Source organism: Arthrobacter vasquezii (genome assembly GCF_029455255.1).
Taxonomy (GTDB): Bacteria; Actinomycetota; Actinomycetes; order Actinomycetales; family Micrococcaceae; genus Arthrobacter_D; species Arthrobacter_D parietis.
In genome coordinates, this window is sequence record NZ_JAROKN010000019.1 from 1 (window position 1) to 13,216 (window position 13,216).

A 13,216-nucleotide genomic window follows, 5' to 3' on the forward strand; every position below is an offset into this window, starting at 1 on the left:
GTACGAGACGCTGGCCACCGCGGACGGACCGCTGGCCGTCGCCGTCGGGACCGACCGGCAGTTCGCCGGCCTGGTGCGGATCCTCGGCGTGCCTGAGATGGCAACGGATCCCCGGTTCGAGACCAACACCCAGCGCGTGGCGCACCGCGATGAACTCAAGGCGCTCCTCGAGGAGCAGCTGGCCAAACGGCCCGCCGCCGAGTGGTCCGCCGTCCTGTCGAAGGAGGGCGTTCCGGCCGGGAAAGTGAACTCTATTGTGGAGGCGCTGGAACTGGCGCAGGAGCTGGGGCTTGATCCCGCCGTCGAAATGGCCGACGACGCCGGCCCGCGCACCAGCCACCAGGTCGCCAACCCGATCCACCTGTCCGAGACTCCTGCCAGCTACCGGCGCCTGCCGCCGCTGCTCGGCGAACACAACGATGCGACGTTCGCCGCGCTGTCGACCACCACCACTTCTCACTGAAAGTACGTTGAACCATGACTGTTGACCTTCTGTCCATCGACTCGCTCCTGTCACAGGAGGAGATTGACCTCCGCTCCACAGTCCGTTCCTTTGTGGATACCGAAATCAAGCCGAACATCGCCGAGTGGTATGACAACGCGGTGTTCCCGCTGGAGATCGTGCCGAAGATGGCTGAGCTGGGGCTCCTCGGTATGCACATCAAGGGGTACGGCTGCCCGGGACGCAGTTCGGTGGAGTACGGGCTTGCCGCGCTGGAGCTCGAGGCGGGTGACTCCGGTCTGCGCACGTTCGTGAGCGTGCAGGGTTCCCTGGCGATGAGCGCCATCGCCAAGCACGGCTCCGAGGAGCAGAAGAACGAATGGCTGCCGCGGATGGCCAAGGGCGAGGTGATTGGCTGCTTCGGGTTGACCGAGCCCGGTTCCGGTTCCGATCCCGGGTCGATGATCACCAACGCTAAGAAGGACGGCTCCGACTGGGTGTTGAACGGCGCCAAGCGGTGGATCGGGCTGGCTTCGGTGGCGCAGGTCGCCATCATCTGGGCGATGACCGACGACGGCGTCCGCGGCTTCGTGGTGCCCACCGATACGCCGGGGTTCGTCGCGACGCCGATTACGCAGAAGCTGTCGATGCGAGCGTCGATCCAGTGCGATATCACCCTCGAGGATGTGAGGCTGCCTGAGTCGGCGATGCTGCCGAAGGCCAAGGGGCTGCGCGGGCCGTTCGAGTGCCTGAACGAGGCGCGGTACGGCATCATCTGGGGTGCGATGGGTGCGGCGAGGGACAGCTACGAGGCGGCGCTGAACTACTCGAAGGAGCGCCTGCAGTTCGGCAAGCCGCTGTCCGGGTACCAACTGACACAGCAGAAGCTGGTGAACATGGCGCTCGAGATCAACAAGGGCATGCTGTTGGCGCTGCAGGTGGGCCGGTTGAAAGATGCCGGGACGCTGGAGCCGTACCAGATCTCCGTGGGCAAACTGAACAACTGCCGCGAGGCGATCGAGATTTGCCGGGACGCCCGGGCGATGCTTGGTGGCAACGGCGTCACGCTGGACTACTCCCCGCTACGGCACGCGAACAACCTGGAGAGTGTGCGTACGTACGAGGGCACCGACGAGGTACACACCCTGATCCTGGGCAACCACATCACGGGGACGCCTGCGTTCCGATGAGTGACTCCTCCCCCACGCCTGAACCCACCGGCCTCCGCCGCGGCCTCACCAGCTACGGCGACGCCGAGTTCTCGCTGTTCCTCCGCAAGGCGTTCATCAAGGGCGCCGGATATTCGGATGATGCGCTGGACCGAACCGTCGTCGGCATTGTGAACACCGGCAGCGGCTACAACCCGTGCCACGGCAACATGCCGGCGCTGGTCGAGGCCGTGAAGCGCGGCGTGATGCTGGCCGGTGGGCTACCGGTGGAGTTCCCAACCATCTCGGTGCACGAAAGCTTCTCCTCCCCCACCAGCATGTTCCTGCGGAACCTGATGTCGATGGACACGGAGGAGATGATCCGTGCGCAGCCGATGGACGCCGTCGTGCTGATCGGCGGGTGCGACAAGACGGTACCGGCGCAGCTGATGGGTGCGGCGTCGGCCGGTGTGCCGGCGATTTCGCTAGTGACCGGGTCGATGCTGACCGGCGGGTACCGCAGCGAGCGGGTTGGTGCGTGTACGGATTGCCGGGCGTTCTGGGGCAAGTTCCGTGCGCAGGAGATCACAAAACCAGAGATCGACGACGTGAACTCCCGCCTGGTGGGCAGCGTCGGCACCTGCTCGGTGATGGGGACGGCGAGCACCATGGCGTGCATAGCCGAGGCGATGGGGATTGCGCTGCCGGGGTCCGCATCGGCGCCGGCTGTGACGGCGGACCGGGTGCGGATAGCCGAGGCTACCGGAACTCAGGCTGTTGCTCTGGCTACTGCTGGGGTTGCGCCGTCGTCGATCCTGACGCCCGAGGCTTTTGAGAATGGCCTGCGGATGCTGCTGGCGATCGGTGGTTCGACGAACGCGATCATTCACCTGACCGCTGTGGCGGGGCGGCTTGGCATCAAGCTGTCGCTGGACGAGCTGGATCGGATGAGTGCCGAGACGCCGGTGCTGGTGGACCTGAAGCCTTCGGGTAAGTACTACATGGAGGACTTCCACCGTGCCGGCGGTGTTCCTGCAGTGCTGCGTGAGCTGGGTTCGCTGATCAACCGCGATGTGCTGACCGTGACCGGGCGGACCCTGGGCGAAGAAATCGACGACGCCGGGCCGGGCTTCCCGCAGGACATCATCCGGCCGCTGTCGGATCCGATCTACCCGCAAGGCAGTCTGGCGGTGCTGCGTGGGAATCTGGCCCCGGGCGGGGCCATCATCAAGCAGGCGGCGGTTTCTCCTGCCTTGCTCGAGCATTCGGGGTCGGCCGTGGTGTTCGAGAACGCGGCTGACCTTGCTGCCCGGATCGACGACCCTTCGCTGGACGTCACCGCCGATTCGGTCCTGGTGTTGAAGAACATCGGCCCCGTGGGTAACCCCGGAATGCCCGAGGCCGGCTACCTGCCGATCCCGAAGAAGCTTGCTGCCCAGGGCGTGAAAGACATGGTTCGAATTTCGGACGGGCGTATGTCCGGAACTGCGGCCGGAGCGGTGGTGCTGCATGTGACGCCGGAATCTGCGGTGGGTGGGCCGCTGCGGCTGGTGCAGACTGGAGACACGGTCACACTGAGTGTGAGACGACGGCTGGTGGAGTTGGAGGTGTCAGAGGACGAGCTGGCGCAGCGCGAGTTACAGCTCGGCCCAGCCTCACCCGACGTCCCGGAACGTGGTTACCGGCGCCTGTACGTGCAGGAGGTAACTCAGGCGAACGAGGGCTGCGACTTCCACTTCCTTCAGCCTTCAAATGAATCGCGCAGGAAGTCGAGTTGCTGATGTCGGGCCGATCTTGCCCTCCACAAGGTGCCTTTTGTTGACGTAACGGCGGTTATCGGCTCTTTAAATGGCCCGGGGGAGTGGCTGCAAGAGGGGTCGTTTCCTGCCCTCATTTCGTGGCATGTTGGCAAAACCGCGGAGGTCAAAACAGCTCAGCCACGCCTTGGACGTCATCCAGTTTCCCCTGACTCGGGAACAACGGTGCGTTAGGGCACGTTGCAGTCTCGTCAGAAAGAAGAGCCCAAGACATCAGAAATGAGAGTCATCGAAGTGGCAGCCGATTACGACGAAGTCCGTTCCGACGTTAAGGAATTGCAGGAACGTTCCCTGGAGGCATTGCAGTCTGCGAATGCCCCGGATGCCCGCAGCGTTGTCAATGAACTGGACGAAGCAGACGCACTCGATGAGGGTCTTACCCCTGGTGGGGAGATCGTCGCCGAGGAACTCATCGTTCAGGTCATTCCGCAGGCCGCGGACGAGTTCACCTGCTATTCCTGCTTCCTCGTCCGTCACCGCTCCCAGGTCGCGCGCGAGAGCAACGGCCATTCGTACTGCATCGAGTGCGAAAGCTAAGCATCCCCTAGCCTCGCCCCAGAGGACATCGCCAGGCAAAAACCGCCCATGGCCCCTCCCCTGCTTGCTAAGCCCGGCCGAACGAGGCGCCGGCCATCGGGGTCTGTAGGAGCCTGGTGACGGCCTAGTACTTGCCTCTTTGACGAAGCCCCGGTCCGGCTGTTTGGTTCCCCGTCAATTCCAAGCTTCTAGGATGCATAATGGACCGGAGCTCCGGTCAACCGCTATTTGACCGGAGCTTCGCCAATTGGGCTACGCCGGACAAAAAGTCGGTCAGTGGACCGCTGATGTCAAGAGGTTCCCTGCCATCCTCAGACAAGGTCTGGTGCGCTGGAGAGGATGTAATCTGCCGCCGCCGGCAGGCACCAACTGGTGTACAGACCGAACAGCTCTTCAGAATCCAACCCCTTATCACTGCCCGGATCGCTATTGAGCGAGTCCTGAACGAAGCCATCAAAATGGGTTGCACTCACGTCGGCGCCTTCGATACGTAGGATTCCCGCCAGCGGTATGCGGCGGTAGCACCAGGGGGTGTTGCCCTGAAACTATCCCGCGCAGGTTGCACTGTCCAATCAAGGCAAACGTAGGACTTCTCGAGCAGGTAATCCCCTGGCCCCGGCGCCTAAGGTAACAAAATATCCGTTATCGGCGTTTCAAAATGAGTGGGAGAGTGCGTGGCGGAACTGACTGCGTCCGGCGACCGTTTAGGGCGCTTTTTCCCGAAGCGGATGCCCGTTTGGATTCACCAGGGTAACTAGGATGGAAATCAGCTATCTGTGCCGGTGGCCTGAATTGAGTCTGCGTCCGCGACGAGGAACGCAGATACAGAGTACTGCACTCATGTCATATGACGACGGCCCACGGCATCCTCGGCGCCGTGGGCCGGTAGAGGGCGGCTTAGGGTGAGACCGTCTGCCGTTCAAGGGCAAACCGGGCATATTCTGCCAGTAGCGCAGGATCATCCACTGACCCGAGGTCCGCGACCGTTTCCAGCTGCGCGCCTTGCAGAAGGCGTTTGATGGGGACCTCCAGCTTCTTTCCGGTCCGGGTGTGCGGGATTCCTGGCATGAAGATGATCTCGTCAGGCAAGTATCGGACGGACAGGTTTTCACGGATAGATCTGGTGATCGACTCTTGGGCCACCTCCGCATTAGCTCCCTCGGCCAGGTGGACGAACAGCGGCATGTAGTAGTCAGTGCCAAGTTCCGCACCGACAACCAAGGCCTCGGTAACTTCGGGCAGCGCTTCAACCACCGTGTAGATGTCTGCCGAGCCGAGCCGTAGCCCGTTGCGGTTGAGAGTCGAGTCGGAACGGCCGTGGATGAGGATGCCCTGATGGGTGAATTCGATGTAGTCCCCGTGCCGCCACACTCCCGGATACATCGCGAAGTAGCTCTCGTGGTACCTGCTGCCGTCGTCCCCCCAGAAGCTCAGCGGCATCGAGGGCATTGCCTTGGTCACCACTAGTTCGCCTTTGCCACGGGTGGGATTGCCGGCGTCATCCCACGATTCGACCCGCACACCAAGGGCCGGGGCCTGAATGTAACCGACATGGACCGGTAGCGTCGGGGATCCTCCTACGAAGATGGAGGCGATGTCGGTGCCACCACTCATCGAACTCAACCAGATGTCACCCACGTTGCCGTAAACCCAGCGGTAGCCGTCGGCCGAGAGCGGCGATCCGGTGACCTGAAGGGATTTCAGGGCACCGAGGTTATGGTCGTTTTTTGGCACCAGACCGGACTTCGCGCAGGAGTGGACAAATCCGGCCCCAACGCCGAGGACGGTGACGTACTCGGCTGCGGCAATCTGCCACACCCGGTCGAGCGATGGGAAGGTGGGGTTTCCGTCCACGAGCACTGCAGTCGCTCCCACGGCTAAGGCAGAGATCAGTGAGTTCCACAGCACCCAACTCGTGGAGGCAACGTTGAGGTAACGGTCCCCGGGCCGCAGGTCGGAGTGGATGAGGAGCATTTTCATTTCCTCAAGCAGCGCCCCGCCGTGGCCATGAACGATGCCCTTGGGTACGCCTGTTGTCCCGGAGGAGAACAGGACCCACAGGGGGTGGCTGAACTCGACGTCCGCGAAGGCGAGCTCCGCCGGTTCGACCACGGCCTGTGCCCAGTCGATAGCCGGTACCGGGGTTGGGATACTCGGCACGGAGGTGTGCCGCTTCACCCAGATCACGTGCTCGAGGGTGGGAAGCTGGGCGAAGATCTCCCCCAGTTCCCCGCGGCGGTCCCGGTCCTTCCCGCCGAGCATGTAGCCCGGGGCGGCGATGACGACCTTAGGGCCGAGCTGGGCGAACCGCGAAACGATCGCACCGGGGCCGAACTCGGGGGCACAGATGGACCAGATCGCTCCTATCGAGGCACTGGCGAGCAGCCCTATGACGGCCTCGGTGACGTTGGGGAGAATGGCCACGACCCGGTCCCCTTGGCCCACTCCGCGGGAACGAAGATGCTCGGCGAGGGACGCCACCTCGCGCCGGAGCGTATCCCAGGTGATGACCTCACGCGTGCCGTCCTCGGAGAGGACGATAAGTGCGTTTCCCTCGTGGCCCTGCAGCAGGTGACGGGCGAAGTTGAGGGTGCGCCCCGGAAACCAGCGCGTGTGCGGCATGGGCTCGGCGGTGCAAACAGGTCCTTCGGTCCCGCCGAACTCGATTCCCGCAAACCGGGCAAAGAGTTCCCAGAACTGCTCGGGCTCATCCACCGACCATTGCCAAAGCTCGTTGTACCCTGTACCGACATCAATGCCCTGCCGGTCTAGGAAGGCGGCGAAGCGACCGACGCCGGTCTCCGCACTGCCCTCCGGTTCCGGTTGCCAAATCACCTCGCCGTCAGCGGCATGGGCGTCGGTGATCATGCGCTCTCCAGGGGTCTAGAGGCCATTTGGCGCTTATCGGCGATCTGGGCTGCGGTGAGGGGTTCGGTTCCAATCAGCACGAAGAGGACCCGGGCCGTGCGATCTGTGCGGTTGGACCACGCGTGGCTGGTGGCACGCTGCACGGCGACATCGCCGGCGCGCATGGTCGCCTCACCCTCATCGACCAGCAGGGTGATCTCGCCCTCGAGCACGACGGCGTAATCAAGCGAGTTAGTGCGGTGGAACCAGAAATGCTTGGAGCCGCTGTGCTCGGCACCTGCTTCGGCCTCGCGGTGCCCGTCGAGCTCGCTGAAGATCACCGAGCCCGCTTCGTCCGGATAGACGGCGTCCGGCGGGAAGTCTGCAATGCGGAGGATCGTCTCGCCGGGGGCGGGGAAGCTGGGGATCTCGGCGTCGGCCGTGGCCGGGTCCGCGTCGCTGACGTGATCTATGGGTCCGGCTGCAGTCAGCCAGGGCACGGTGGCGCCGAATCCCGAAATCACTTCCGAGGACCAGTGGTTGGGGGCGGCACCGTCGGAGAGAATGATGGCGCGTCCCTGGTCGTTGTGCCCGGTGACGACGCGGCGTACTGGGGTGCGGGTCATCAGACCACCCAATCTTCGTGTGGGTAGGTGCGCGGCTCGGGCCACCAGGGGGCCTTCTGGCGTTCGGTGGAGATCGGTGTGCGCAACGTGCCGACGCCTTCGAGTTCGAGTTCAATGACGTCGCCAGGTTTCAGGAATTTTCCGATTTCAACGCCGGCCCCGAAGCCCATGGTGCCTGATCCAATGATGTCGCCCGGCTGAAGGCGGTCGGAGATCGAGACGTAGGCCAGCAGCTCGGCGGGGGTGTAGACGAAGTCCTCGACCTTGGTGTCGGAGAGAACCTCGCCGTTGACGCGGACCTGGCCGCGCAAACCCTCGATGGAATCGATTTCATCCATGGTGGTGACCCAGGGGCCAATGCCGTAGCCGAAGTCCTTGCACTTCTGCGGGCCCATGCCGATGGCCATTTCCGCACCCTGCACGTCGCGTGCGCTGAAGTCGTTGAAGATTGTTATCCCAAAGAGGTGGTCCAGCGCCGTTTCCGGGGTCAGGTCACTGCCGGACTTGCCCACGACGTAGCCGACCTCGAGCTCCCAATCGAGGGCTTCTGTGAAGTCAGGGTAGGGCAGGACCTGGTTGTGGCCGTAGGACATGGCCGTGGTGCCCTTGAAATACCCCGGACGTTCGTAGATTGACCGCGCAGGCTGGGCCTTGGCGACAGTGCGGTGGAAGTTCTGGATGTGCTGCTCAAAGGTCAGCCCGTCGCGAATGACCGGGGCATCGACCGCCGCGCGCCACGAGACCTCGTCAATGGCGTACGAAGCGTCGTCGGCCGCAGCAAGCGCATCGTGCGCGGCGTCCAGGAAGATGGAGCCTCCCCCGATTCCCGCCGCCAGGCTTCCGGGAAGCACCGCCAGGGCGAGTGCACGGGCACGTTCCGGCTCTGCAGCCTTGCGCTGCAGGGTCAGGGCGTAGGCGCGGGCAAGGTCAACGACCCGTCCCTGTTCCGGCTGTGCTGAGACGAGTCGAATCTGTTCGCCGTCGGGTGTGGGCACTGCTATACGTCCCAGTTTCATGGGTACTCCTCTTCGAGATCATACGATACGTACAGTATCGCATCGAGTGGCTGGAGTTGCAAGGGATAACTTCGTGGTGTGAAGGCTGTGCAGGTGGCTCGCCGCCCCACTTTCCTGGCGGCCCCTCGGCTGCAGGACCGGACCAACCAACTAAGGCAGTTCGGCCTTGACGCTCAGGTCACCGGCCGCGGCGGAGCGCGTGGCGCTCAGCAACGGGCGAGCATCACAGAGTTCCTCCAGGCCGATGCCCGGCGGAAGCATGTCCAGGCTTCGACGAATCTCGGTGAGCAGCTGAAGTCCGTGGCGGTTCACCGCAAGTGTGCGGGCCCGTGAGTCCCAGGCACTCGCGGCCGCTGCTTGGTAGCCGCACCGTTCAAGCAACTCAATGCCCTGCGTCTCGGCCATGGACTCTCCTGCAACCACCCCGGCCACCAGGGCGCGCAGGTAGATTTTCAGCTCCTCGGACTCAAGAACCTCGGCGCGGACCACCAAGCCCTGCCCCGGCAGGTCGGGCAGCAGGGCGTGGACATCCACCACGCGGGCGAAGCCGGCCTCTTCGGCAAATTTGTCGAACGGCGGCCCGAGCAGGGTCGCATCCACGCGTCCATCGAGCAGCGCGTCAAGGCGTTCGCGCACGCCACCGACCACCACGTAGTCAACCTCGACACCGGTGTCCCGCAACAGGCGCTTTGCGATGAGCGCGAAACCGTTGTCGGGGGCGTCAACTGCGAACCGGCACCCGGCCAGGTCCGTGAGGGAGTCCGCGCCGCCGCGGGCATGGATTCCCAACGGCGTGGTCGCTTCTACCTGGGCCACCAGGCGCAGGTCGGCCCCTGCCCGGGTCCATTCAAACAGGTTGTCAATGGCAGTGACCACCATGTCTTGTTCGCCGGCGAGCAGGGCACGCAGCTGCTCGGCACTCGAGGGGGTCCGGGTGGGCACTACTTCCGCGCCTCGCAGGAATCCCAGCTCGGCCGCCAGCAGATAGGACACCGGCGGAACGAAGTGGCTTTGGCGCAGGCTCATGAGGCTGCCCCGCCGACCGCTGCCACGGCGACCGGGCGGTCCACATACCAGGGAGGCAACTGCCCGCTGGGCCCACGGACCGTTGAACGCTGGATGCCGAGACCAGAAATTTCCGCCTCCATGACGTCGCCATCTCTCAGGAAACGGCCCCAGTGGGAACCGTTGCCTGCGGGGGAACCGGTAATAAGGACATCACCTGGCAGCAGCACGGCCATCGAGGAGGCGTAGGCAATCAGGCTCGGGATGTCGAAGAGCAGGTCATCGGCCAGAGCGTCCTGCATCGGCGTGCCGTTGAGGCTCAGGCGGATCCGGAGCTTCGCCGGGTCCGGGATGAACCGCTTCGGCACCACGTAGGGACCGGTGGGAAAGAATGTCGGCTGGTTCTTTGCCCGGAACCAGTCGGTGCCCATCATGGCAATGTCATTGCGCGGGACAAGCGTGCGCGAAGTGATGTCGTTGACAATCGTGTACCCGGCGACGTAGTCGAAAGCGTCTTCGACGGCGACCCGGTGCGCCCTGCGGCCGATGACCACGCCGAGTTCCAGTTCCCAGTCGACGTTGCCGCCAACATCGGGCAATTGCACGTCGTCGTAGGCGCCGCAGACGGCCGAGGGGATCCCTGTCCAGACATAGGGGTCGCCCGAGCGGCCGCGCTCATCGATTTCGGCTGCCGCGTCCGCAGCCAGTTGCGCCGCGTCGGCGCCCTCCTTGCCGAGCTTGTGGGCCACGCTCATCTGCAGGACGTGCTCGCGGTAGTTCGCTCCAGCGGCGATTATGGTGCCCACCGGCTGCACCGGCGGCAGCACCTTCAGCCCCCCGAGAGGGCGTGTGCCCGCGGCTGCCGGGTCGATAGACTCGAACGTTTCCAGGTGTGCATCCCAGTCCGCGAAAAGGTCCCCGATCCGCTTGATGCCCGGCACCACCGTGCGCAGGTCAACGACGGTTTCCCCGAACACGGCACCGGGAAATTGCTCCCCGCCGTCCTCGAAGGTGCCGAGCATGAATCCCGTCACGTGTGCCTCTTCCATGAATCCTCCATTGGTCATTGTTGGGTGGCGCTATACCGGTGGTGGGACGAACAGGCCCTTGTCGGGGTCGTTGAACATTTCGCGGGCGATGAATTCGTCCATGTCGCCGCCGGTTCCCCACTGATCGGAAGTCTCGGGCTCGCGCGTGTCAAAGATGCTGGGATGCCACGTGTCCTCATCCACCGAATCCAGCTCGGTGGTGTACTCCATGGTGTTCCCGTTGGGATCGTGGAAGTAGGTGAAGGTGTTGTCCCCGGCCTTGTGGCGGCCTGGGCCCCAGATCTTCTTGAACCCCGAACGCAAAAGCTTGCCGCTGCCGCGCATATACTCGTCGATGCCGCGCAGCTCGAAGGACGCGTGCTGCAGCGAGGCATGGGGGCCGCGGGAGATTGCTATCGAGTGGTGTTGTGCGTTGCAGCGCATGAAGTAGAAGAGGTCGCCCATGTGCGGGTGGTTCAGGGTGTCGGAGAGGCGGAAGCCCAGATGCTGCTCATACCAGGCGCGCATCTTCTCCGGTTCCGGAGAGTTGAGTACCACGTGGGAGAGCCGCACTGGGATCGCCTCGCGTTCCTCGATCTTGCGGTGCTTGCGGACCTCGACGTCAGAGGAGACCTCGATGGTGCGTCCTTCCAGGTCGAAGAACCGGAAGCCGTACCCGCCACCGAGGGTCCTGACGTCATCGGGTTCGCCAATGAGCTTGACACCCTTGGCAATGAGGTCCGAGGCGAGCTGGTCCACGGAAGCCTTGTCTGCCGCGCCAAACGCGACCATGTCAAGGCGCTTCTCCTCGGCCTGGCGTACGCGGACTGAATACTGTTCAGGGGAGCCTTCGGCGGCGAAGTAGGTCACACCGCCGTCGTTCTCCATTTCGGTGAGTCCCCAGTGGTTTTTGTAGAACTCAACCTGCTTTTGGTAGTCGGGCACCGCGATGTCGAAATGCCTCAGGTGCGTGATTGGGCTGAATGCCATCATGTTCTCCTGTGTTTCTGTCCGTTTGACGCGGATATGGGTTCAGATGCGTGCCGGCACGTTGCGGCCGACCTGCGGAATGCTGCGGATGAGGCGCTCCAGGGCCTCGGGGGTGTCGCCGAGGCCCAGAATGTAGCGGTCCGGGCGGACGACGACGGCCTGGGCACCGGCGGCTGCAAGGATCTGGCCGACCTTGGCGGGGTCGAAGAGGACCACGATGTCGCTATGGTCCTCGAGTTGCTCCCGCAGCGCGGCCGGGACCGCTTTGTAGAGCTCACGGGTTGTTGCCACCAGAAAGCGGCTTCCCACCATGTCATCCAGGCGAACTCCGTCGCTGAGGACCGGTTGCATACCGAGCCGGCCGGCACGTTGGTCGGTGCCGCCCTCGTGCAGGCCCGGTCCCAAAGCAGGGGGGTCCGGCGGTCCCGAAGCTGCGGGGTTTGAGCGGATGAAGGCATCGCGCTGCTTGGCAACGTCAGCATCGGTGGTTTGCATAAAGCCCGCGGCACGGGTTGCCTGCTCGACCCAGAAACGTGCGTGCGGCATGCGCTCGCTCTCGTACGTGTCTAGGAGGCTTTCGTCGGCCGCACCGCGTTTAACAGCATCGAGCTTCCACACCAGGTTGGCGACATCACGAATTCCGGCGCATAGCCCCTGCCCAAACAGCGGCGGAGCCTGATGGGCGGCGTCCCCGGCCAGGAAAATGTTCCCGGCCCGCCACTGCCGCGCGATGCGCCCCCGGAAGGTATATATTGCCAGCCGGTCCGCAGTGAACTTGTCTGCCGGCAGCACGCCGTGGCTGATCCTTGCAACCCCTGCAGGAGTTGCAATTTCCTCGGGGTCATCCCCCGGCATCAACATGAACTCCATCCGCACCCGTTTGCCGGGGAGTCGAATCCACAGGGCGGGCCGCGTGTGGTGACCTAGAAAGATCATGTCGGAGGATAGACCCGGGCTGTTTTCCAGGAATCCGTCCGCGACCAGCCACTGGGCATCCTCGCCCAGCTGCTCGCACTCGATACCCAGCGTTTGGCGGCTCTGCGAGCGTGCCCCGTCCGCCGCGATGGCCCAGCGGGCCCGGATGAGGGAATCTCCGCCGTCAGCGTCACGCACGGCGACCTCTACGCACTGCCCCGCATTGCGCACGGAGCGCACGGTGGTGCCGCGACGGAGTTCGACGCCGGGAAACTCCTGGACGAGTTCCTGAAGCAGGGCTTCGATGTCCGGTTGGTGGAAGGTAAGGTCATCGTGCCACCCCTGGGACCCGAGCTGACCGGTCGCCACAGACACCAGGACTTCGCGCTCCTCGTTCTCTATGTGAAATGAGGCCATCGGCAATGTGGCCTCGGCAAAGCGGTCGGCCACTCCCAGCGACTGGAGGGTGCGGAAGGTCTCCCCGTCGAAATGGACCGCACGGGCGGTGGGCCAAGCTTGGACCTCGCGTTCCACCCCGATGGCACTCAGGCCCGCGCGTGCCAGCAACGCCAGGGCGGTGACACCCACGGGTCCTCCCCCAATCACAACCACGTCAACATCAACGACGTTTGCCATCTCACTCCTTCGTGTGCAGTACGTATCGTTTCGTATAAATGTAACACCGCTCACTCAATCGGACAAGCTCTGGATGCCCACCGCCCATGGAACTCCGCTTCCCGGGCCTTCCAACTGGTCCTGATACGGCAGAACTCCCAATGGCGTCCGCCGGAAAGCCTGCGGCCGCCGTCAGTGGTGCCCGCGGAGAAGTCTTTCGGCATCGGCCG

General features: G+C 64.0%; 12 protein-coding genes. 4 read left to right on the forward strand and 8 right to left on the reverse strand.

Annotated elements, in window-relative coordinates; translation table 11 throughout:
• The 4 genes from P4U43_RS08915 to P4U43_RS08930 all read left to right on the forward strand — a co-directional run.
• Window positions 1-463 (forward strand): CoA transferase (locus P4U43_RS08915; RefSeq protein ID WP_277358417.1); only part of this gene is annotated, 463 nt, incomplete at its 5' end.
• Window positions 464-477: 14 nt separating this feature from the next.
• Window positions 478-1,632: an acyl-CoA dehydrogenase family protein gene (locus P4U43_RS08920; protein WP_277358418.1), complete on the forward strand. Its 1,155-nt coding sequence runs from the start codon at window positions 478-480 to the stop codon at window positions 1,630-1,632.
• Window positions 1,629-3,371, forward strand: coding sequence for an IlvD/Edd family dehydratase (locus P4U43_RS08925; RefSeq protein ID WP_277358419.1), 1,743 nt, complete (start codon window positions 1,629-1,631; stop codon window positions 3,369-3,371). Before P4U43_RS08920 ends, P4U43_RS08925 begins: the two co-directional genes overlap by 4 nt.
• 270 nt (window positions 3,372-3,641) lie before the next feature.
• The gene (locus tag P4U43_RS08930; protein WP_277358455.1) at window positions 3,642-3,944 is read left to right on the forward strand and encodes a DUF4193 domain-containing protein; all 303 of its coding nucleotides are present in this window, start codon (window positions 3,642-3,644) and stop codon (window positions 3,942-3,944) included.
• A gap of 311 nt (window positions 3,945-4,255) precedes the next feature.
• Here P4U43_RS08930 and P4U43_RS08935 read toward each other — a convergent pair whose 3' ends face one another.
• The 8 genes from P4U43_RS08935 to P4U43_RS08970 all read right to left on the reverse strand — a co-directional run bounded on the left by P4U43_RS08935 (window position 4,256) and on the right by P4U43_RS08970 (window position 13,007).
• Window positions 4,256-4,417 carry a hypothetical protein gene (locus P4U43_RS08935; protein ID WP_277358420.1) on the reverse strand — a complete coding sequence of 54 codons (162 nt, stop codon included), beginning with the start codon at window positions 4,415-4,417 and terminating at the stop codon, window positions 4,256-4,258.
• Window positions 4,418-4,841: 424 nt separating this feature from the next.
• Window positions 4,842-6,812 carry an acetoacetate--CoA ligase gene (locus P4U43_RS08940; protein ID WP_277358421.1) on the reverse strand — a complete coding sequence of 657 codons (1,971 nt, stop codon included), beginning with the start codon at window positions 6,810-6,812 and terminating at the stop codon, window positions 4,842-4,844.
• The gene (locus tag P4U43_RS08945) at window positions 6,809-7,417 is read right to left on the reverse strand and encodes a cupin domain-containing protein (RefSeq protein WP_277358422.1); all 609 of its coding nucleotides are present in this window, start codon (window positions 7,415-7,417) and stop codon (window positions 6,809-6,811) included. The genes P4U43_RS08940 and P4U43_RS08945 overlap by 4 nt, the downstream gene beginning before the upstream one ends.
• On the reverse strand, window positions 7,417-8,433 hold the full coding sequence (locus P4U43_RS08950; protein ID WP_277358423.1) for a fumarylacetoacetate hydrolase family protein: 1,017 nt from the start codon (window positions 8,431-8,433) through the stop codon (window positions 7,417-7,419). The genes P4U43_RS08945 and P4U43_RS08950 overlap by 1 nt, the downstream gene beginning before the upstream one ends.
• Window positions 8,434-8,583: 150 nt before the next feature.
• Window positions 8,584-9,459, reverse strand: coding sequence for an ABC transporter substrate-binding protein (locus tag P4U43_RS08955; RefSeq protein ID WP_277358424.1), 876 nt, complete (start codon window positions 9,457-9,459; stop codon window positions 8,584-8,586).
• Window positions 9,456-10,487, reverse strand: a complete 1,032-nt coding sequence (locus P4U43_RS08960; protein WP_277358425.1) for a fumarylacetoacetate hydrolase family protein — start codon at window positions 10,485-10,487, stop codon at window positions 9,456-9,458. Before P4U43_RS08960 ends, P4U43_RS08955 begins: the two co-directional genes overlap by 4 nt.
• A gap of 30 nt (window positions 10,488-10,517) precedes the next feature.
• Window positions 10,518-11,456, reverse strand: a complete 939-nt coding sequence (locus tag P4U43_RS08965) for a VOC family protein (RefSeq protein WP_277358426.1) — start codon at window positions 11,454-11,456, stop codon at window positions 10,518-10,520.
• A gap of 42 nt (window positions 11,457-11,498) precedes the next feature.
• Window positions 11,499-13,007: a bifunctional 3-(3-hydroxy-phenyl)propionate/3-hydroxycinnamic acid hydroxylase gene (locus tag P4U43_RS08970; RefSeq protein ID WP_277358427.1), complete on the reverse strand. Its 1,509-nt coding sequence runs from the start codon at window positions 13,005-13,007 to the stop codon at window positions 11,499-11,501.
• Between the last annotated feature and the right edge of the window lie 209 nt (window positions 13,008-13,216).

Excerpts from the sequence above, each read along its gene's own strand:
- P4U43_RS08955 (WP_277358424.1), bottom strand. The coding sequence starts at position 9,459 with ATGAGCCTGCGCCAAAGCCACTTCGTTCCGCCGGTGTCCTATCTGCTG.
- P4U43_RS08960 (WP_277358425.1), bottom strand. The coding sequence starts at position 10,487 with ATGGAAGAGGCACACGTGACGGGATTCATGCTCGGCACCTTCGAGGAC.
- P4U43_RS08945 (WP_277358422.1), bottom strand. The coding sequence starts at position 7,417 with ATGACCCGCACCCCAGTACGCCGCGTCGTCACCGGGCACAACGACCAG.
- P4U43_RS08970 (WP_277358427.1), bottom strand. The coding sequence starts at position 13,007 with ATGGCAAACGTCGTTGATGTTGACGTGGTTGTGATTGGGGGAGGACCC.
- P4U43_RS08965 (WP_277358426.1), bottom strand. The coding sequence starts at position 11,456 with ATGGCATTCAGCCCAATCACGCACCTGAGGCATTTCGACATCGCGGTG.
- P4U43_RS08950 (WP_277358423.1), bottom strand. The coding sequence starts at position 8,433 with ATGAAACTGGGACGTATAGCAGTGCCCACACCCGACGGCGAACAGATT.
- P4U43_RS08925 (WP_277358419.1), top strand. The coding sequence starts at position 1,629 with ATGAGTGACTCCTCCCCCACGCCTGAACCCACCGGCCTCCGCCGCGGC.
- P4U43_RS08920 (WP_277358418.1), top strand. The coding sequence starts at position 478 with ATGACTGTTGACCTTCTGTCCATCGACTCGCTCCTGTCACAGGAGGAG.
- P4U43_RS08940 (WP_277358421.1), bottom strand. The coding sequence starts at position 6,812 with ATGATCACCGACGCCCATGCCGCTGACGGCGAGGTGATTTGGCAACCG.